General features: G+C 66.1%; 22 protein-coding genes. 14 read left to right on the forward strand and 8 right to left on the reverse strand.

Annotation, left to right across the window (positions count from 1 at the left end; translation table 11 throughout):
• Positions 1-169: 169 nt before the first annotated feature.
• The gene (locus AC07NY_RS12355) at positions 170-1,165 is read right to left on the reverse strand and encodes a 2-hydroxyacid dehydrogenase (protein ID WP_492284566.1); all 996 of its coding nucleotides are present in this window, start codon (positions 1,163-1,165) and stop codon (positions 170-172) included.
• 176 nt (positions 1,166-1,341) lie between these two features.
• On the opposite strand from AC07NY_RS12355, the gene AC07NY_RS12360 reads away from it, so the two are divergent.
• The gene (locus AC07NY_RS12360; protein WP_492284565.1) at positions 1,342-1,872 is read left to right on the forward strand and encodes an SH3 domain-containing protein; all 531 of its coding nucleotides are present in this window, start codon (positions 1,342-1,344) and stop codon (positions 1,870-1,872) included.
• 16 nt (positions 1,873-1,888) lie between these two features.
• On the opposite strand, the gene AC07NY_RS12365 is transcribed toward AC07NY_RS12360, so the two are convergent.
• On the reverse strand, positions 1,889-2,659 hold the full coding sequence (locus AC07NY_RS12365; protein WP_494584090.1) for a YbaY family lipoprotein: 771 nt from the start codon (positions 2,657-2,659) through the stop codon (positions 1,889-1,891).
• 32 nt (positions 2,660-2,691) lie between these two features.
• Complete coding sequence (irrA, locus tag AC07NY_RS12370) at positions 2,692-3,156, reverse strand: iron response transcriptional regulator IrrA (protein ID WP_306226588.1); 465 nt, start codon at positions 3,154-3,156, stop codon at positions 2,692-2,694.
• Positions 3,157-3,341: 185 nt separating this feature from the next.
• Here irrA and AC07NY_RS12375 point away from each other — a divergent pair, with 185 nt between their 5' ends.
• The 6 genes from AC07NY_RS12375 (at position 3,342) to AC07NY_RS12400 (ending at position 7,492) form a co-directional block, all read left to right on the forward strand.
• On the forward strand, positions 3,342-3,977 hold the full coding sequence (locus tag AC07NY_RS12375) for a LysE family translocator (RefSeq protein ID WP_494584091.1): 636 nt from the start codon (positions 3,342-3,344) through the stop codon (positions 3,975-3,977).
• A gap of 112 nt (positions 3,978-4,089) precedes the next feature.
• Positions 4,090-4,602, forward strand: coding sequence for a 3-hydroxyacyl-[acyl-carrier-protein] dehydratase FabA (gene fabA / locus AC07NY_RS12380; protein WP_047578039.1), 513 nt, complete (start codon positions 4,090-4,092; stop codon positions 4,600-4,602).
• A gap of 112 nt (positions 4,603-4,714) precedes the next feature.
• Positions 4,715-5,941: a beta-ketoacyl-ACP synthase I gene (gene fabB, locus AC07NY_RS12385; RefSeq protein WP_257735365.1), complete on the forward strand. Its 1,227-nt coding sequence runs from the start codon at positions 4,715-4,717 to the stop codon at positions 5,939-5,941.
• A 7-nt stretch (positions 5,942-5,948) separates the two neighbouring features.
• On the forward strand, positions 5,949-6,221 hold the full coding sequence (locus tag AC07NY_RS12390) for a DUF3303 domain-containing protein (protein WP_494584092.1): 273 nt from the start codon (positions 5,949-5,951) through the stop codon (positions 6,219-6,221).
• Positions 6,222-6,358: 137 nt separating this feature from the next.
• A complete protein-coding gene (gene fabI / locus AC07NY_RS12395; RefSeq protein ID WP_494584093.1) occupies positions 6,359-7,192 on the forward strand; it encodes an enoyl-ACP reductase FabI in 834 nt (277 codons plus the stop codon).
• Between the two features lie 54 nt (positions 7,193-7,246).
• Positions 7,247-7,492, forward strand: coding sequence for a DUF2188 domain-containing protein (locus tag AC07NY_RS12400; protein ID WP_492284560.1), 246 nt, complete (start codon positions 7,247-7,249; stop codon positions 7,490-7,492).
• A 66-nt stretch (positions 7,493-7,558) separates the two neighbouring features.
• On the opposite strand, the gene AC07NY_RS12405 is transcribed toward AC07NY_RS12400, so the two are convergent.
• Positions 7,559-7,909, reverse strand: coding sequence for a hypothetical protein (locus AC07NY_RS12405; protein WP_494584094.1), 351 nt, complete (start codon positions 7,907-7,909; stop codon positions 7,559-7,561).
• Between the two features lie 161 nt (positions 7,910-8,070).
• Here AC07NY_RS12405 and AC07NY_RS12410 point away from each other — a divergent pair, with 161 nt between their 5' ends.
• A complete protein-coding gene (locus tag AC07NY_RS12410; protein WP_494584095.1) occupies positions 8,071-8,355 on the forward strand; it encodes a GIY-YIG nuclease family protein in 285 nt (94 codons plus the stop codon).
• A gap of 90 nt (positions 8,356-8,445) precedes the next feature.
• Here AC07NY_RS12410 and AC07NY_RS12415 read toward each other — a convergent pair whose 3' ends face one another.
• Positions 8,446-9,678: an argininosuccinate synthase gene (locus AC07NY_RS12415; RefSeq protein WP_257735359.1), complete on the reverse strand. Its 1,233-nt coding sequence runs from the start codon at positions 9,676-9,678 to the stop codon at positions 8,446-8,448.
• 247 nt (positions 9,679-9,925) lie between these two features.
• Between AC07NY_RS12415 and AC07NY_RS12420 the strand changes: the two genes are divergently transcribed.
• Both AC07NY_RS12420 and AC07NY_RS12425 read left to right on the forward strand, forming a co-directional pair.
• Positions 9,926-10,534 (forward strand): 2-hydroxychromene-2-carboxylate isomerase, encoded by a 609-nt coding sequence (locus AC07NY_RS12420; protein ID WP_492284557.1) that lies wholly within the window; start codon positions 9,926-9,928, stop codon positions 10,532-10,534.
• Positions 10,513-10,710, forward strand: a complete 198-nt coding sequence (locus AC07NY_RS12425) for a hypothetical protein (protein ID WP_494584096.1) — start codon at positions 10,513-10,515, stop codon at positions 10,708-10,710. Before AC07NY_RS12420 ends, AC07NY_RS12425 begins: the two co-directional genes overlap by 22 nt.
• Positions 10,711-10,729: 19 nt before the next feature.
• On the opposite strand, the gene AC07NY_RS12430 is transcribed toward AC07NY_RS12425, so the two are convergent.
• The 3 genes from AC07NY_RS12430 to AC07NY_RS12440 form a co-directional block, all read right to left on the reverse strand.
• On the reverse strand, positions 10,730-10,993 hold the full coding sequence (locus AC07NY_RS12430; RefSeq protein ID WP_492284555.1) for a hypothetical protein: 264 nt from the start codon (positions 10,991-10,993) through the stop codon (positions 10,730-10,732).
• Positions 10,994-11,071: 78 nt separating this feature from the next.
• The gene (locus tag AC07NY_RS12435; RefSeq protein WP_494584097.1) at positions 11,072-12,133 is read right to left on the reverse strand and encodes a M48 family metallopeptidase; all 1,062 of its coding nucleotides are present in this window, start codon (positions 12,131-12,133) and stop codon (positions 11,072-11,074) included.
• A 37-nt stretch (positions 12,134-12,170) separates the two neighbouring features.
• A complete protein-coding gene (locus tag AC07NY_RS12440) occupies positions 12,171-12,728 on the reverse strand; it encodes a LemA family protein (RefSeq protein ID WP_492284553.1) in 558 nt (185 codons plus the stop codon).
• 461 nt (positions 12,729-13,189) lie between these two features.
• Between AC07NY_RS12440 and rpsA the strand changes: the two genes are divergently transcribed.
• From rpsA to ihfB, 4 genes are all read left to right on the forward strand, one after another.
• Positions 13,190-14,893, forward strand: a complete 1,704-nt coding sequence (gene rpsA / locus AC07NY_RS12445) for a 30S ribosomal protein S1 (protein WP_492284552.1) — start codon at positions 13,190-13,192, stop codon at positions 14,891-14,893.
• A gap of 147 nt (positions 14,894-15,040) precedes the next feature.
• On the forward strand, positions 15,041-16,330 hold the full coding sequence (locus tag AC07NY_RS12450; protein ID WP_494584098.1) for an Hsp70 family protein: 1,290 nt from the start codon (positions 15,041-15,043) through the stop codon (positions 16,328-16,330).
• A 70-nt stretch (positions 16,331-16,400) separates the two neighbouring features.
• Entirely contained in the window at positions 16,401-17,372 is a 972-nt protein-coding gene (gene sppA, locus AC07NY_RS12455) for a signal peptide peptidase SppA (protein ID WP_494584099.1), read from the forward strand.
• 28 nt (positions 17,373-17,400) lie between these two features.
• Positions 17,401-17,685, forward strand: coding sequence for an integration host factor subunit beta (gene ihfB, locus AC07NY_RS12460; protein WP_199085290.1), 285 nt, complete (start codon positions 17,401-17,403; stop codon positions 17,683-17,685).
• The last annotated feature ends 33 nt before the right edge of the window (positions 17,686-17,718 follow it).

Raw genomic sequence — 17,718 nt, forward strand, 5'->3', positions numbered from 1 at the left:
TGGCCTAAACCACCCTTGTCATTCCGGGGCTTCGCGCAGCGAAGAACCCGGAACCTACGACTGGGTAGATTCCTTGCCAACGAACTCCCGGCGTCTCACCCGGTCGTGGGTTCCGGGTTCGCGCCTGCGGCGCGCCCCGGAATGACAACGGGGTGAGAGACTTGGCCCTTCAGAGCATGCTTGGCAGCACGCGATCCGGCGGCTTGTGGCCGTCCATGAAGGTCTTGATGTTGACGATGACCTTCTCGCCCATGTCGGCGCGGCCCTCATGCGTGGCCGAGCCCATATGCGGGAGCACCACGACCTTGTGCTGGCGCGCGAGCTTGAGCAGGCGCGGATTGACCGCCGGCTCGCTCTCGAACACGTCGAGGCCGGCACCGGCGAGCTCGCCGGCTTCCAGCATGCGGGCAAGCGCCGTCTCGTCGACGACCTCGCCGCGGGCCGTGTTCACCAGGATGGCGTCCGGCTTCATCAGCTTGAGGCGACGCGCCGAGAGCAAGTGATAGGTCGCCGGCGTATGCGGGCAGTTGACCGAGACGATGTCCATCCGCGCCAGCATCTGGTCGAGCGAATCCCAATAGGTCGCGTCGAGCTTCTCCTCGATGCGCGGATCGACCCGGCGGCGATTATGGTAGTGGATCGACAGGCCGAAGGCCGCGGCCCGCTTCGCCAGCGCCTGGCCGATGCGGCCCATGCCGACGATGCCGAGGCGCTTGCCGGTGATGCGCCGGCCGAGCATCCAGGTCGGCGACCAGCCGGCCCAGTCGTCGTCGGGGATGACGCGCGCGCCCTCGGCGATCCGGCGCGCGACGGCGAGGATCAGCGCGATCGTCATGTCAGCGGTGTCGTCGGTCAGCACGCCGGGCGTGTTGGTGACAGTGATGCCGCGCTGCACCGCGCTGGCGACGTCGATATTGTCGACGCCGTTGCCGAAATTGGCGATCAGGCGCAATTGGTCGCCGGCCTGCGCGATGATGGCGGCATCGATCTTGTCGGTGACGGTGGGCACGAGCACGTCGGCGGTCTTCACCGCTTCGACCAGCGCGGCCTGCGACATCGGCTTGTCGTCGATATTGAGCTGGGCGTCGAACAATTCGCGCATCCGGGTTTCCACCACGGCTGGCAGCTTGCGCGTCACCACCACCACAGGCTTCTTCTTCGTCATGGCGGCACCCCTCCGTCATCGGCCGTATCGGCGGCATTTCCTCAACCCGCCATTAACCCTGGTGGCCCAGGAATGGGAGTTGCTGCGCGGCAGCATGTTTTGTCTAGGCGGCGGCGCGGCGGATGACAACTTGCCCCTTCGCCGGGGGTAAGCGGGATGCGAAGGAGAGTGGCGGCATGAAGGTCTCGTCGATGCGCTGCCTGGCCCTGGCGGCGCTGGCCCTCATCGGCCTGCCCGCGATCGCGTCCGCGCAGGATATGCAGGCGGGATCGGTCACCGGCTTGCCCGTGCCGCGTTATGTCAGCCTGAAGACGGACCGCGTGAACCTGCGCGAAGGCCCCTCGAAGGAGCACCGAACCCGCTGGGTCTATCAGCGCGCCGGACTGCCGGTGGAGGTCACCGCCGAATTCGAGACCTGGCGCCGCGTCCGCGATGCCGACGGCACCGAAGGCTGGGTGCTGCACAGTCTGCTCTCCGGCCGCCGGACGGCGCTCGTCGCGCCCTGGTCGAAGAAGAAGGACGAGAACTTCCCGATGCGCAGCGCGGCGAACGAAGAGTCTGCCGTCGTCGCCAGGCTGCAGTCCGGCGTCGTCGCCAGCGTCGCCTCCTGCACCAACACCTGGTGCCGCGTTAGCGTCGGCAATATCAACGGCTTCATCCGCCAGGAGCGCCTCTGGGGGGTCTATCCCAACGAAAAGGTCGACTGAGGGACGCTCCCCGGCGTCACTGCGCCGCAAGCGTCATCAGCGACCGGCCGCCGCGATCGAGCAGGACGAGCCGGCCCGTTCGGCGCTCGAAGCTCCAGCGATGCACGCGCTCCAGCGTTTTGAGGAAACGCTGCTCCTGCGCCATCTTGTCGGGCTCGCAGGCCATCATCGTCGAGACCATGCGCGAGAACCGGATCACCCGGCCCTGAATGGTCGCGGTGCCGCCGAAGCCGTTGCAGCCGCCGCGGCCCGACACCTTGCCGTCCGCTGCGATGACGAGTGTGGTCGCGATCGCGGCCGGGGTCTCGCCGCCGCCGAGGCTGGCGAGGCGCCAGTTCCCGACCGGCGAGTTGGCGGGCGCGGGAGGCTGCTCCTGTCCGGCCACGCGCTGGACCCAGATATCGGTATTGTCCGGCCCGCCCGTGAAGACGCTGTGCCGTTCCGTGGTGATGAAGAGCAATTGCCCGCGATGCGTGATGCGCGCCTGCAACGCATAGCTGTGCCGGGGATCGATCCGTCGGGAATCGAAGCGCAGCGTCCAGGGGGCGGGGATTCGCCGGCCCGAGACGCGGGTTTCGGCGATCGTGCGCGCCGGCGCGTCGGCCAGTGAGACGTCGAGCAGCTTCACCTCGACGACGGCGCCGGGCGGCAGGGCAATGCGCTCGCGAAAGGAGACGGTGCCGCGCAAGCTGCGCGGCGCGGCCAGAGCGGGCGTAGCGGGGAGGGTGGCCGCGAGCAGAAGCCCTGCCAGTGCGCGTCGCGAGATCGGCGAATCGGTGAAAGCCATGCTCATCGTCTCCGGAACGGGCGGAGCTTATGTCAGCTGTCGATCTTGCGCAGCCGCACCACGACATCGACCCGCGCGATCTCGTAGCCTGCGGGCGGAACCGGCAGGCTGGCGACATCGATCTCGTCGGCGGGGATGTCGATCACCCGGTTCTCGCCATCGACGACGAAATGATGGTGATCGTGATCGGCCGTGTCGAAATAGGCCTTGGCGCCGTCGAGCGTGAGCTCGCGCAGGAGGCCGGCTTCCGTGAATTGACGCAGCGTGTTGTAGATCGTCGCGAGCGAGACCGGGATACGCTCCTTCATCGCCTCTTCGAACAGCATCTCGGCGCTGACATGGCGCTGGCCCTTGGCGAAGAGCACCCAGCCGAGCGAGACGCGCTGGCGGGTCGGCCGCAACCCGACGCGCCGGAGCTTCTGGCGAATGTCGTTGAAGGGGCAGCCCTGCCGCACCGGCGTTCCGTAACCCTGGTCCTGGGAGGTCAGGTCGCTCATGCCTCGTTCTTAACCCCTTATGCGCAACGAACGTCCGGACGCTCCGCCTGTCGAGTGGATTCTTATTCGACAAATGTAAGGTCTTGGTTCCCGGGTCGCAAGCGTAGAGCCCGGCCCCGGCTCCTGACGGTCCTTGTCCGTCCTGGCTCCGATAAGGCCGGTCCTGTCGCAGGCGAGGGCCGGTCATGATCGAGGCGGCGCATCTCTGGGTGTTCTTCCTGTTCGTCTTCGGGATCGTGATCGTTCCCGGAATGGATATGACCGTGGTGCTCGCCAATGCGCTTGGCGGCGGCCGGCGCGATGGCCTGCTGGCGACATGCGGTGTCATCGCTGGCGGAGCTTGCCATGTCGTCGTCGGCGCGCTGGGCGTCGGCGTCGTGCTGCAGCTCTGGCCGGCGGCGTTCCGGCTGATGCTGCTGGCCGGAGCGATCTATGTCGCATGGCTCGGCTTCGGTCTGTTGCGCGGCGGCGCTGCGATGCAGGCGATCCGTGAGCGGCGCAGCGTGAGCGCCTGGGCCGCCTTTCGCAGCGGCGCTCTCACCAACCTGCTGAATCCCAAGGCCTACCTGTTCATGCTCGCGGTCTTTCCCCAGTTTTTGCGGCCCGAGCTTGGCTGGATCGGGGCTCAGGCGGTTGCGCTCGGGCTGGTCATCGCTGCCACGCAGTTGCTGGTCTATGGCGGGCTGGCGCTGGCCGTTGCGCAGGCGCGCAGCACCTGGACGGGGCGGGATATTGCGGTCGACCGCATCGGGCGCGGCGTCGGCGCCCTCCTGATCGCGGTCGCGGCCTGGACGCTGTGGCAGGGATGGCGTGGATTTTGAGGGTCCACCCGGCTGAAGGTCGCCTGCGCCCTTTCGTTTCCGGCTGACGCTGTGTTAGCACGGCAGGCGAGACACCGGCCGAATCCGGCTTGTGCGAGGGAGCCTCACGGGAATGCAGCGTCAGTCGTCTTTCAGCTACGAGGAGATCCTCGCCTGCGGTCGTGGGGAACTGTTCGGGCCGGGCAATGCGCAGCTGCCGCTGCCGCCGATGCTGATGTTCGACCGGATCGTCGAGATCGCCGAAGAGGGCGGCGAGCACGGCAAGGGCCTCGTCCGCGCCGAGTTCGACATCAAGCCCGACCTCTGGTTCTTCGACTGCCATTTCAAGGGTGATCCGGTGATGCCGGGCTGCCTCGGCCTCGATGCGCTCTGGCAGCTCACCGGCTTCTTCCTCGGCTGGCTCGGCCTGCCGGGCCGCGGCCGCGCGCTCGGCGTCGGCGAGGTGAAGTTCGCCGACCAGGTCCTGCCTTCGGTCAAGAAGGTCGTCTACGGCGTCGATTTCAAGCGCGTCTTCAAGTCCAAGCTCGTTCTCGGCATCGCCGATGGTTGGCTGGAGGCCGATGGCAAGCGCATCTACACGGTCAGCGACATGCGCGTCGGCCTGTTCAAGCCGGAAGCGGCCTGAGGAAAAACGTAGCCCGACCTTGCGTGCAGCTGCCGCTCGGTCCATTTGCGCGGTATGTATGCAGGGCGGCCGGGCTTGTCCCGCCGCGCGCTGACAGCTGGAGTAAGCGAGCATGAGACGCGTCGTCGTCACCGGGATGGGCATCGTCTCGTCCATCGGCAACAACACGCAGGAGGTCCTGGCCTCGCTGCATTCGGCGAAATCGGGCATCTCCCATGTCACCGAATTCGCCGAGCACGGCTTCCGCAGCCAGGTCGCGGGCGTGCCTACGCTCGATCCTGCGACCGTGCTCGACCGGCGCGCCATGCGCTTCCATGGCGGTGGCTCGGCCTGGAACCAGGTCGCGATGGAGCAGGCGATCGTCGATGCCGGGCTTGAGCCCGCCGAGATCAGCAACGAGCGCACCGGCATCATCATGGGCTCGGGCGGTCCTTCGACCCGCGCCCTGATCGACGCCTATGACAAGGCCCGCGAGAGCGGCTCCTCGAAGAAGGTCGGCCCCTTCGCCGTGCCCAAGGGCATGTCCTCGACCGCTTCGGCGACGCTGGCGACCTGGTTCAAGATCAAGGGCGTCAACTATTCGATCTCCTCGGCTTGCGCGACCTCGAACCACTGCATCGGCAACGCCTATGAATTGATCCAGTGGGGCAAGCAGGACGTCATCTTCGCGGGCGGCTGCGAGGAACTGGACTGGACGCTCTCCGTCCTCTTCGACGCGATGGGCGCGATGTCCTCCGACTTCAACGGCACGCCGGCTCGCGCCTCGCGCGCCTATGACGTCGCCCGCGACGGCTTCGTCATCGCCGGCGGTGCCGGTGTCGTCGTGCTGGAGGAACTCGAGCATGCCAAGGCCCGCGGCGCCAAGATCTATGGCGAGATCGTCGGCTATGGCGCGACCTCTGATGGCTACGACATGGTCGCTCCGTCGGGCGAGGGCGCGGTGCGCTGCATGCGCATGGCGCTCGAAGGCGTGAAGAGCAAGGTCGACTACATCAACCCGCACGGCACCTCGACCCCTGTCGGCGACGGCAAGGAGATCGAGGCGATCCGCGAGGTCTTCGGCGCCGGCGACAAGGCGCCGCCGATCTCGGCGACGAAGTCGCTGACCGGCCATTCGCTCGGCGCCACCGGCGTGCAGGAGGCGATCTACTCGCTGCTGATGCTCAACAACGACTTCATCTGCGAGAGCGCCCATATCGACGAGCTCGACCCGGCCTTCGCCGACATGCCGATCGTGCGCAAGCGCATCGACAATGCCGGCCTGGGTACCGTGCTCTCGAACTCCTTCGGTTTCGGCGGCACCAACGCCACTATCGTGATGAAGCGGCTGGAGGTCTGAGAGCGCCATGTTCTTCATGGTGATCGAGCATTTCGATCAGGCCCGCGTGAAGGATGTCTACGCCCGCTTCCAGCATAGCGGGCGGATGGCACCGGCCGGCGTGCGCTATGTCGAAAGCTGGGTCTCGGCCGATCTCGGCCGCTGCTTCCAGATCATGGAATGCGACGATATCGCCCTGCTGCAGGAATGGGCCCTGCAATGGAACGACCTCGTGCGTTTCGAGATCGTGCCGGTCTCCACCTCGAAGGCCGCCGCTGCCGCGATCACCAAGACCGACTAGCCCAAGACCTGCCAATGCCGGGGCCGGCAATGGCCCGGCAATGCTGATACGCCGTTCAGAGTTCGACCGACCAGACCCGCCGACTTTCCTTCGTTCTCCCGCTTCGGGCTAGTCCTGAAGACCCTTCCGAGTTTGCCATGCTCCCGCTGATGCACAACAAGCGCGGCCTCATCATGGGCGTCGCCAATCAGAATTCGATTGCCTGGGGCATTGCCCGCACCCTTCACGCCCATGGCGCCGAGATCGCCTTCACCTATCAGGGCGATGCGCTCGGCAAGCGCGTCCGGCCGCTGGCTGAGAGCATCGGCTCGAAGCTGGTCGTGCCCTGCGATGTCGAGGACACCGCGTCCGTCGATGCCGCCTTCGCGACGCTCGACGAGGCCTGGGGTGGCGATCCCGAGCGCAACACGCTCGATTTCATCGTCCATGCCATCGGCTTCTCCGACAAGAACGAGCTCAAGGGGCTCTATGCCGACACCAGCCGCGAGAACTTCTCCCGTACGATGGTGATCTCCTGCTTCTCCTTCACCGAGATCGCCAGGCGCGCGGCTGACCGCATGCCGAAGGGCGGCAGCATGATCACGCTGACCTATGGCGGCTCGACCCGGATCATGCCGAACTACAACGTCATGGGCGTCGCCAAGGCGGCGCTGGAGGCGAGCGTGCGCTATCTCGCCGGCGATTATGGCCCGCGCGGCATCCGCGTGAACGCGCTTTCGCCCGGGCCGGTGCGGACGCTGGCCGGCGCCGGCATCTCCGATGCGCGCGCGATGCTGTCCTGGCAACGCGCGAATTCGCCGCTGCGCAAGTCGGTTTCGCTTGAAGAGATCGGCGGCTCGGCGCTCTATTACCTCTCGGATCTCTCCGGAGGTGTCACCGGCGACGTCCATCATGTCGATGCCGGCTATCACATCACCTCGATGCCGGCGCTGGATTCGCTGCGCGCGGCCGATAGCGGCAACGGCGACTAGCCGGAACCCCAGGGCCGGGGCGCGGTTTTCCTTTGATCGAAAGGAGGGTGCGCGATGGTCATGGTCAAATACGAGGTGGTCGAGCACGACGGCGGCTGGGCCTACAGGGCAGGCGGAGCCTTGTCGGAAACCTTTCCGACGCATGACGCGGCGCTGAAGGCGGCGACCCGCGCAGCTGCCCGCCAGACGGTGGCGGGAACCACCGACGGCATCGTCTATCAGGACCAGAACGGCCGCTGGCACGAGGAGCTGGCGGATGGCCATGACCGGCCCGCGACCCGGGTCGTCGACGGCGGCTGAGGGCGGTTCATCAGATGACGGCACGAGGGCCGCGATGCGGCCCTTTCGCCTTCGCCTGCGGTGGGCTCAACGCGCTGTGAAGAACGTCAGCAGCACCTTGTTCTTCTCGCCGAGCAGGCAGAGGAAGCGGCGCGGCTTGTCCGAGCGGTCGGTCCGCAGATAGGCCTCGCCCATGACGATGCGCGTGATCGGGATGTCCTCGATCTTCGATTCCGACACCGCGACCGTGGCGCTGTCCTCGTCGATATAGATATCCTTGATTTCCGGCTCCTTGGCATGGAGCGTCTGCAGCGCGGCGGCCTTGCAGGTCGCGACCTCCGGCGTCGCCGGCTTCTCGCTCTTCGGTGGGACTTCCTGCGCGAGGGCAGGCGCGCAGAGCGCGGCGGAGATCAGGGCCGGGGCGAGGAAGCGAAGCATGCTGGGAGCACTCAGGTTGATCGGTGAGTGCTGAACGCTTCAGAGCGGCGCTGGTTCAAAGGCCGGTGTCATCCCGTGCGCGCTGCGACACGAAGTGCTGCTGCGCAGACACGGGACCGTCAGCAGGATAGAGTGCGGTCTCGCCTTGCCGCGAGGCCCGAATGACCGCCCGCATCTACGCCGTCTACATCCTCGCGACGCGCAAGGACGGCCCGCTCTATATCGGCATCACCAGTGATCTCGAACGCCGGATCGCCGAGCACAAGGCCCACGCGATCAAAGGACACGCGGCGAAGTACAATATCGACCGGCTGGTCTATGTCGAGACCTTCGACGATCCCAATCAGGCGATCGAGCGCGAGAAGGTTCTGAAGAAGTGGCGCCGCGCTTGGAAGATCGCGCTGATCGAAAAGGAAAACCCGGCGTGGTCTGACCTCGCCGGGTGATAGGAGCCTTAGTTGGGGGACGATCCCGCATCTGCGCCGCAGCACTCCGTGCTGCAACGCGTGCGGGATGACACTCTTCAGCAGAGTTTTTTAGAGCCCCAGCTTCTTCTTCCGCTGGCCGAGCGTGCGCAGGCGCAGCGCGTTGAGCTTGATGAAGCCGGCCGCGTCGCGATGGTCGTAGGCCACCGCGCCTTCCTCGAAGGTGACGAGGTCCTGGTCGTAGAGCGAATAGTCACTCGACCGGCCGATGACATGGACGCCGCCCTTGTAGAGCTTCAGGCGCACGTCGCCGGTGACGAATTCCTGGCTCTTGTCGATCAGGGCCTGCAGCATCTCGCGCTCCGGCGAGAACCAGAAGCCGTTATAGATCAGCTCGGCATATTGCGGCATGATCTGGTCCTTGAGATGCGCCGCGCCGCGGTCGAGCGTGATCGACTCGATCGCGCGATGGGCCGCATGCAGGATCGTGCCGCCGGGCGTCTCGTACATGCCGCGCGACTTCATGCCGACGAAGCGGTTCTCGACGAGGTCGAGCCGGCCGATGCCGTTGTCGCGGCCGAGATCGTTGAGCTTGGCGAGGAGCGTCGCAGGCGAGAGCTTCTCGCCGTCGATCGCGACCGCATCGCCCTTCTCGAAGGAAACCGTGACGATGGTCGGCTTGTCCGGCGCGTCTTCCGGCGAGATCGTGCGCGAGTAGACGTAATCCGGAACCTCGACGGCCGGGTCCTCCAGCACGCGGCCTTCCGACGAGGCGTGCAGCAGGTTGGCGTCGACGGAGAACGGCGCTTCGCCGCGCTTGTTCTTGGCGATCGGGATCTGGTGCTGCTCGGCGAAGGCGATCAGCTGTTCGCGCGAACGCAGGTCCCACTCGCGCCAGGGCGCGATCACGACGACGTCGGGCTTCAGCGCATAGGCGGTCAGCTCGAAGCGGACCTGGTCGTTGCCCTTGCCGGTCGCGCCATGGGAGACGGCGTCGGCGCCGGTCTTCTCGGCGATCTCGATCAGCTTCTTGGCGATCAGCGGCCGCGCGATCGAGGTGCCGAGCAGATAGACGCCCTCATAGGCGGCGTTGGCGCGGAACATCGGGAAGACGTAGTCGCGCACGAATTCCTCGCGCAGGTCCTCGATATAGATGTTCTCCGGCTTGATGCCGAGCAGCAGCGCCTTGTCGCGCGCCGGTCCGAGCTCCTCGCCCTGGCCGAGATCGGCGGTGAAGGTCACGACCTCGCATCGATAGGTGGTCTGCAGCCATTTGAGGATGATCGAGGTGTCGAGACCGCCGGAATAGGCGAGGACGACCTTTTTCACGCTGCTGTCAGCCATCTGTTCAATTTCCTTCTGGCAGCCCCCATGGGCCGCGTTTCGGACGCAATGGCGCACTATCGCAGCGTTCGGGGCGAAGCAATCGGAACCTTCTGATCGATCCCGCGTCGTCCGGTGATGGATGGGCGCGGGGCGGATGCGTCGTCCCTCCATTCCACAGGCGCCATTCGCGGCGCTTGCGGTCGCGTTGCGAAGAGCGCAGGCTCGATCGGGCGCGACACGACATGACGACCTGTTCGGAGGCTGAATGCCGAATCGTCCCGTTCTGGACTTCTGGTATGAGTTCGCGTCGCCCTATTCCTGCCTGAGTGCCCTCAGAATCGAAGAGTTGGCTGAGAAAGCCGGTGTCACCTTGCGCTGGCGCCCCTTCCTGCTCGGGCCGATCTTCGCGGCGCAGGGCTGGAACACCTCGCCTTTCGCGCTCTATCCCAGCAAGGGCCGCTACATGTGGCGCGACACGGCGCGGCGTGGGCGGCGGCAGGGCGTCACGATCGTCAAGCCCGAGAATTTTCCCCAGAATTCGCTGACGGCCGCGCGGCTGGCGCTCGCCGGCCGTGACGGCGGCTGGACGCCGACATTCTCGAAGGCGCTGTTCCGCGCGCATTTCTGCGAGGGCCGCAACATCGCCGAGGAGGCCGTGCTGAGCGCCGCGCTGAAGCAGGCGGGCAGCGATCCCAATGTCGCCATGCCGCTCTCGCGTAGCGAGGAGATCAAGGGCCGCCTCAAGGCCGAGATCGAATATGCCAAGTCGATCGGCATCTTCGGCGCGCCGTTCTTCGTCGCTGGCGACGGCGAACTCTTCTGGGGCGACGACCGCCTCGAGGAAGCGCTGGAATGGGCGACGGACGGGCGGTGATCCCACAACCGCCGTCATCCTCGCGCTATCCCGCTCCCGGTGGCATCGAGAATCTCGGCCTCGCCCCGGACGACAAGCTCTGGGCGGTCGGCGAAGCCGGCACGCAGCGCTGGAATCGCTGGAGCACCGTCTATCCGCTGGTCTTCGAGATCGACCCGGCGAAGCTCGCCGCCTGAGCCTGGCCGTTCGCCGCTGTCAGGTCTGGTTGTTCGTCTTCAAGCAAGTCGGGCTGGAGGCCGATCTCCAGATGCCGTTGATCTTGCATCCGCTATAGGGAGTCGAGCAGAGGCGCGCCACGCAGGCGCTGGGATTGTTGCCCGTCTTGCACTTCTGCTCGCAGGAGGCGTTCATCTGCGAGCATGAACTTCGCACGGCCTGACATGCTTCCTGCGCGCCGGCGCTCTGATAGCTTGCCAGCAGGGCATAAAGGCCGAGCGTGATCGCGAACACCGCTTTCATCGCCATCCTCCGTGTTGACCTAGCGTAAGATAGGCCGACGGTGCAGCGATCGTCCACGGATCGCGCGATGCAGATGGGCTACCCGGCCGGAGGCCTCTGCCAAGGGCCACGCGCCGCGGTTTCCTCGACCATCGTCGGCAGGTCCTGCCGCTCGCCGATCTTCGGCGGGTGCGGGGGCATCGCCGGCATTCGCCCGCCGGCGGTCTCGACCAGCGCCTGCACGCGCTTGGTCACGGACGGATGGGTCGAGAACAGATCGGCGAAATCGTCCGGGTCGTTCTCGAAGCACATATCCATCACGCCGGACGGCACGCCGTCGATATCGGCCCGGCCGGAGATCTTGAGCAGGGCGGAGATCATCGCATCCGGGTTCTTCGTCAGTTCGACCGCCCCGGCATCTGCGAGATATTCGCGCGAGCGTGACAGCGACAATCGGATCAGGATCGCCAGGAACCAGGAGATCGCGATCACGGCGATGCCGACGATGATGGCGAGCCCGTTGCCCTTCTTGCCGTCGTCGGAGGACATCCTGATCCGGCTGCGTCCGAAGCCGCGGAAGACGAGCTCCCCGATGAAGGAGACGACGCCGGCGATCACCACGGCGATCACCATCAGGCGGACGTCGCCATTGCGGATATGGGTGAGTTCATGCGCCAGCACGGCCTCGACCTCGGCGTCGTTGAGCTGGGCGAGAAGCCCCGTGGTGACGCTGACCGTGAACTGGCTGTCATTGACGCCGCTGGCAAAGGCGTTGAGCGCGTCGCTCTCGACGATGGCGAGCTTCGGCATCGTCAGCCCGCGCGAGATGCAGAGATTTTCCAGCATCCGGTAGAGCTTGGGGTTGTCCTCCCGTGCGAGCCCCTTCGACCCGGTGACCGCGTTGATCATCGCGACATTCATGCGGAAGCCGATGAAGACCCAGAGCATCGCGCCCGCGGTGATGAAGGGGAACCACGAGCGGAAGACGCGGCCCGCCTCGCCGAAGGCGGTGCGTCCGCGCGGCACGCCGCCATAGCCGAAGGCGACGAGCAGCAGGCCCCAGGCGGTGAGATAGACGAGCAGGAAGAGCCCGGCGATCAGGAGGTTCGACCTGATCCGGTTGTTGCGCTGGTGGGTGTAGAGCCCGAAGGCCTCGGCCATCGCAGCTGCTCCGCCTGCTAGAAATGTTATTCTGCGGTCAGAATTTCACGCTGGGCGCGACTTCGATCTGGGCGCGGGTCTGTTCGCCGACGTCGAAGAATTCGCGCTGGGTGAAGCCCATCTGCGGCGCGAACAGCACGGCCGGGAAGGCCTGGATCGCGGCGTTGAACTCGCCGACCGCATTGTTGAAGAAGCGCCGTGCCGCCGCGAGCTTGTCCTCGACATTGCCGAGGTCGACCTGGAGCTGCTGGAAATTGGCGCTGGCCTTGAGGTCGGGATAGGCCTCGCCCAGCGCGAGCAGCCGGCCGACGGCGCCGGAGAGCTGCTGCTCGGCCGCCGCCTTGTCGTGGACGCCGGTCGCGCCCTGCGCCGCGTTGCGTGCGGCGATCACCGCGTCGAGCGTCGATTTCTCATGCGTCGCATAGCCCTTCACCGTCTCGACGAGGTTCGGGATCAGGTCGTGGCGCTGCTTCAGCTGGACGTCGATGTCCGCGAAGGCCTGGTTCACGCGCTGCCGCATCGCGACGAGCCCGTTATAGGTCATGATCAGATAGACGACGAGGACGACGATCAGCCCCAGAATGGCCCAGCCCATGGCACCCCTCCCAAATCGTGGACGAAATCCGTCCGCAGCCTCGCACGAAGCGTCAGGCCGGGGAAGCTATGCGATATCGATAGGCGCCGGCTCCCTCGTATAGGGGATAGCCCTGAGGAAACGTCGTCCTTGGGGCGGAAAAATGAGACGGAACCGGCGCCTCGGGCGGGGCTTCGGCCTTGCCCTGAGGGCCCGCTTGCATTACATCGCCCCTGTCCGAAGGGCCGTGATCGATCATGCGCCGGGGGCGGTCTTCAAGGCCTGCTCCCGTTTCGTGTTTGAAACAGGTCGTCCGGATACGGATCGAGCCGCTGGTCCTGGCGCCTTCGCCGGCCCCGTCTGACGGGGAGGCGGATACCTCCGAGAGGAGGTGCCGACGGCCGCGATCCGGAACGCAGCACCAACCACGGCGCCTATAGCTGGACATCCGCGGGATACGCGGCCGGCTCCCAGGAGATTACATGTCTGCAGTTGAAAGCTACAGCGCGGGTCGCGAGGATTTCGCCGCCCTGCTCGAAGAGTCCTTCACCCGTAACGAGGCTCTCGAAGGTTCCGTCATCAAGGGCAAGGTCGTTGCCATTGAGAAGGATATGGCGATCATCGACGTCGGTCTGAAGACCGAAGGTCGCGTCGCCCTCAAGGAATTCACCGGCCCCGGCCGTGACCAGGAACTGAACGTCGGCGACGAGGTCGAGGTCTATCTGGACCGGATCGAGAACGCGCTCGGCGAAGCCGTCATCTCGCGCGACAAGGCTCGCCGCGAAGAGAGCTGGGTCAAGCTCGAGAAGGCCTTCGAGGCCCGCGAGAAGGTCACCGGCATGATCTTCAACACCGTCAAGGGCGGCTACACCGTCGATCTCGACGGCGCCGTGGCCTTCCTGCCGCGCTCGCAGGTCGACATCCGTCCGATCCGCGACGTCGGCCCGCTGATGGGCCAGCCGCAGCCCTTCGAGATCCTCAAGATGGATCGCCGCCGCGGCAACATCGTCGTGTCGCGCCGCACCGTCCTCGAAGAGACCCGCGCCGAGGCTCGTTCCGAGCTCGTCGCCTCGCTCGAAGAGGGCCAGGTCATCGACGGCGTCGTCAAGAACATCACCGAATACGGTGCGTTCGTTGACCTCGGCGGCATCGACGGCCTGCTGCACGTCACCGACATGGCGTGGCGCCGCGTGAACCATCCGTCTGAGGTCGTGACCATCGGCCAGACGGTCAAGGTCAAGATCATCAAGATCAACCAGGACACGCACCGCATCTCGCTCGGCATCAAGCAGCTGCTGGCCGATCCGTGGGATGGCATCGCCGAGCGTTACCCGGTCGGTACCCGTCTCAAGGGCCGCGTGACCAACATCACGGACTACGGCGCGTTCGTCGAAGTGGAGCCGGGCATCGAAGGCCTGATCCACGTCTCCGAGATGTCCTGGACCAAGAAGAACGTCCACCCCGGCAAGATCGTCTCGACCTCGCAGGAAGTCGACGTCGCGATCCTCGAGGTCGATCCGGTCAAGCGCCGCATCTCGCTCGGCCTCAAGCAGACCCTGCGCAACCCGTGGGAGCTCTTCGCGGAGCAGCATCCGTCGGGTTCGACGGTCGAGGGCGAGGTCAAGAACAAGACCGAGTTCGGCCTGTTCCTGGGTCTCGAAGGCGATATCGACGGCATGATCCATCTCTCGGATCTCGACTGGAACCGTCCGGGCGAGCAGGTCATCGAGGAATACAAGAAGGGCGACGTCCTGCAGGCCGTCGTTCTCGATGTGGACGTCGAGAAGGAGCGTATCTCGCTCGGCCTGAAGCAGCTCGGCGGCGATCCCTTCGTGGATGCCGGCGAGTTCAAGAAGGGCCAGATCGTCACCTGTGAGGTGGTCGAGGTGAAGGAGTCGGGTCTCGACGTGAAGATCGCCGACACCGACATGATGACCTTCATCAAGCGCGCCGAGCTGGCTCGCGATCGCTCCGAGCAGCGCCCTGAGCGCTTCGCGGCCGGCGAGCGCATCGACGCCCGCGTCGTGCTCTTCGACAAGAAGGCCCGCAAGATCCAGGTCTCGGTCAAGGCCCTGGAGATGGCTGAGGAGAAGGAGGCGATGGCCCAGTACGGCTCCGCCGATTCCGGTGCCTCGCTCGGCGACATCCTGGGCGCTGCGCTCAAGAAGGCCACCGACAAGAAGTGAGGTTTCGGCTGCGAAAGCAGCCGGACATCCAAGTCAGCCCGCGCGGAGCGATCCGCGCGGGCTTTTGTTTCGAAACCGCGTTGTCATTCCGGGGCGGCCCGCAGGGCCGAACCCGGAATGACAACGCACTCATTTAAGGAGCTCGCCATGACCCCCGCCGCCATCGGCATCGACTTCGGCACCACCAACAGCGTCGTCGCGCTGGCGGGGCCGGACGGATCGGTCATGACGCGCTCTTTCGCGACCAAGCAGGGCGCGGTCGATGCCTATCGCTCGGCGCTGATGTTCTGGCGCGAGGGGCGCCCCCCTGAGACCCGCATCACCCATGTCAGCGGCCCCGATGCGCTCGACATGGCCCTGGGGATGACGACCGAGCATCGCTTCCTGCAATCGCTCAAGACCCATCTGTCCAGTCGCGCCTTCCAGGAGACCCGGCTCTTCGGCAAGCTCTTCCAGTTGGAGGATCTGATCGGCGTCTTCCTGTCCGACCTCACGGCGGACCTGCCTGGCCATGACGCCCTGCCGCTGGTCTCCGGCCGCCCGGTCGTCTTCGCCGGCGAGCGCCCCGACGAGGAGCTGGCGGTCGGCCGCCTGAAGGGCTCTTACGGCAAGGCCGGCATGAAGCAGGTCGATTTCGCCTATGAGCCGCTCGGCGCGGCCTACTGGTATGCCCGCGACCTGAAGACACCGCAGACCATGCTGGTCGCCGATTTCGGCGGCGGCACCAGCGACTTCTCGGTGATGCGCTTCGAGCCCGGCCGCAATGGCGGCCTGGAGGCGATCCCGCTCTCCCATGCCGGTGTCGGCGTCGCCGGCGATACTTTCGACTATCGCATCATCGAGCATGCCGTGTCCCCGGCACTCGGCAAGGGCACGGATTACCGCTCCTTCGGCAAGCTCCTGCCGGTGCCCGCCCATTATCACGCCGCCTTCGCGCAATGGCACAAGCTCTCGCTGATGAAGAGCCGCGAGACCATGGCTGAGCTCAACGCCCTGATCCGCGAAGCCGTCGAGCCCGGCAAGCTCGAGGACCTGCTAACGGTGATCGAATACGATCTCGGCTACGAGCTCTACCGCGCGGTCTCCGCAACCAAGGTTGCGTTGTCCGACCGGGAGGAGACGACGCTGAGCTTCAATCAAATGGGCGTCACCATCGAGAAGCCGATCCGCCGTGCGGAGTTCGAGCGCTGGATCGCCGATGATGTCGGGGCGATCGAGAGTGCGCTCGATCGCGCTCTCGCCGAGGCCGGGCTCGGTGGCGATCGCATCGAGGCGGTCTTCATGACCGGCGGCACCTCCTACGTTCCGGCCGTGCGCAGCCTGTTCGACCGTCGCTTCGGCGCCGGCAAGGTGCATATCGGCGATGCGTTCCGTTCGGTCGCCAGTGGCCTCGCGCTGCTCGCGCTAGACCGGGCGCGCGCCTCGGTCGCGGCCTGAGGCGTCCCTCCTGCCTTGCCCGGTTGGGCTTGCAGGTCTACATCACGGACCCAGCCTCAGGAGCCTCCCGATGTCGTCCGATGCCGATCTGCTCGCAGACCGCCGCAGCCTGCGCCGCAAGCTGACGCTCTGGCGCGTGCTCGCCGTGCTCGGCGTGATCGTCGCGGCGGTGATCGGCGGCCTCGCCTGGAAGGGCGACAGCACGGGCAGCCTGTCGAGCGCCCATATCGCCCGCATCACCGTTTCCGGCTTCATCTCCGGTGATCGCCGCACGCTCGACCTGATCAAATCGGTCGAGGACAGCAAGGCCGTCTCCGCCGTCGTGCTCCGCATCGATAGCCCCGGCGGCACGACCTCCGGCTCCGAGGCATTGCATACGGCCTTGCGCCAGCTCGCCGCGAAGAAGCCGATGGTCGCGGTCGTCGATGGCGTCGCAGCGTCCGGCGGCTATATCGCCGCGATGGGCGCTGACCGCATCGTCGCCCGCCAGACCTCGCTCGTCGGCTCGATCGGCGTGCTCTTCCAGTTCCCGAACGTTTCGAACCTGCTCGACACCGTCGGCGTCAAGGTCGAGTCGATCAAGTCGAGCCCGCTCAAGGCGGCGCCGAGCGGTTTCGAGCCGACCTCGCCCGAGGCGCGCGACGCGCTGCAGCGCGTCGTCAACGACAACTACACCTGGTTCAAGGACATGGTGCGTGACCGCCGCCATCTCGCCGAGGGAGAGGTCGCCACGGTCTCGGATGGGCGGGTCCATTCCGGCCGCCAGGCTGTGAACCTGAAGCTCGTCGACCAGATCGGTGGCGAGCCCGAGGCGATCACCTGGATGGAGCGCGAGAAGAGCGTCGCCAAGGACCTGAAGGTCCGCGACTGGCGCCGCCGCAGCGAATCCTCGTCCTACGGCCTGTGGAGCTTCGCCGAGGCGATGGCGCGCGGCGCCGGCCTTGATGCGCTCGCGGCGACGATCGCGCGCGCGGCTGACCAGCCGGTCGGCTTGCGGCTTGACGCGCCCTTGGCGCTCTGGCAGCCTGCCGCTGAAAAGTGATGTTGATACAAATGGTTATACTCCCGCGATGATTAAATCCGAACTCGTTCAGCGGATCGCCGACCGCAACACCCACCTCTATCAGCGCGACATCGAGAACATCGTCTCGGCTATCCTGGACGAGATCGTGAAGGCGCTGGCGCGGGGCGACCGGGTGGAGCTGCGCGGCTTCGGCGCTTTCTCGCGCAAGGGCCGCTCGGCCCGCATCGGCCGCAACCCCCGCACGGGCGATGCGGTCGAGGTCGAGGAGAAGTTCGTCCCCGTCTTCAAGACGGGCAAGGAGCTGCGGCTGCGCCTCAACGGCAAGGATTGAGCGCAGGCGTAAGGCCCCGCAGCCGCACGGAGA

Source organism: Allobosea sp. GW821-FHT09G06, from assembly GCF_059416005.1.

Coding starts and splice junctions, on each gene's coding strand:
- AC07NY_RS12355 (WP_492284566.1), bottom strand. CDS start 1,165: ATGACGAAGAAGAAGCCTGTGGTGGTGGTGACGCGCAAGCTGCCAGCC.
- AC07NY_RS12360 (WP_492284565.1), top strand. CDS start 1,342: ATGAAGGTCTCGTCGATGCGCTGCCTGGCCCTGGCGGCGCTGGCCCTC.
- AC07NY_RS12365 (WP_494584090.1), bottom strand. CDS start 2,659: ATGGCTTTCACCGATTCGCCGATCTCGCGACGCGCACTGGCAGGGCTT.
- irrA (WP_306226588.1), bottom strand. CDS start 3,156: ATGAGCGACCTGACCTCCCAGGACCAGGGTTACGGAACGCCGGTGCGG.
- AC07NY_RS12375 (WP_494584091.1), top strand. CDS start 3,342: ATGATCGAGGCGGCGCATCTCTGGGTGTTCTTCCTGTTCGTCTTCGGG.
- fabA (WP_047578039.1), top strand. CDS start 4,090: ATGCAGCGTCAGTCGTCTTTCAGCTACGAGGAGATCCTCGCCTGCGGT.
- fabB (WP_257735365.1), top strand. CDS start 4,715: ATGAGACGCGTCGTCGTCACCGGGATGGGCATCGTCTCGTCCATCGGC.
- AC07NY_RS12390 (WP_494584092.1), top strand. CDS start 5,949: ATGTTCTTCATGGTGATCGAGCATTTCGATCAGGCCCGCGTGAAGGAT.
- fabI (WP_494584093.1), top strand. CDS start 6,359: ATGCTCCCGCTGATGCACAACAAGCGCGGCCTCATCATGGGCGTCGCC.
- AC07NY_RS12400 (WP_492284560.1), top strand. CDS start 7,247: ATGGTCATGGTCAAATACGAGGTGGTCGAGCACGACGGCGGCTGGGCC.
- AC07NY_RS12405 (WP_494584094.1), bottom strand. CDS start 7,909: ATGCTTCGCTTCCTCGCCCCGGCCCTGATCTCCGCCGCGCTCTGCGCG.
- AC07NY_RS12410 (WP_494584095.1), top strand. CDS start 8,071: ATGACCGCCCGCATCTACGCCGTCTACATCCTCGCGACGCGCAAGGAC.
- AC07NY_RS12415 (WP_257735359.1), bottom strand. CDS start 9,678: ATGGCTGACAGCAGCGTGAAAAAGGTCGTCCTCGCCTATTCCGGCGGT.
- AC07NY_RS12420 (WP_492284557.1), top strand. CDS start 9,926: ATGCCGAATCGTCCCGTTCTGGACTTCTGGTATGAGTTCGCGTCGCCC.
- AC07NY_RS12425 (WP_494584096.1), top strand. CDS start 10,513: ATGGGCGACGGACGGGCGGTGATCCCACAACCGCCGTCATCCTCGCGC.
- AC07NY_RS12430 (WP_492284555.1), bottom strand. CDS start 10,993: ATGAAAGCGGTGTTCGCGATCACGCTCGGCCTTTATGCCCTGCTGGCA.
- AC07NY_RS12435 (WP_494584097.1), bottom strand. CDS start 12,133: ATGGCCGAGGCCTTCGGGCTCTACACCCACCAGCGCAACAACCGGATC.
- AC07NY_RS12440 (WP_492284553.1), bottom strand. CDS start 12,728: ATGGGCTGGGCCATTCTGGGGCTGATCGTCGTCCTCGTCGTCTATCTG.
- rpsA (WP_492284552.1), top strand. CDS start 13,190: ATGTCTGCAGTTGAAAGCTACAGCGCGGGTCGCGAGGATTTCGCCGCC.
- AC07NY_RS12450 (WP_494584098.1), top strand. CDS start 15,041: ATGACCCCCGCCGCCATCGGCATCGACTTCGGCACCACCAACAGCGTC.
- sppA (WP_494584099.1), top strand. CDS start 16,401: ATGTCGTCCGATGCCGATCTGCTCGCAGACCGCCGCAGCCTGCGCCGC.
- ihfB (WP_199085290.1), top strand. CDS start 17,401: ATGATTAAATCCGAACTCGTTCAGCGGATCGCCGACCGCAACACCCAC.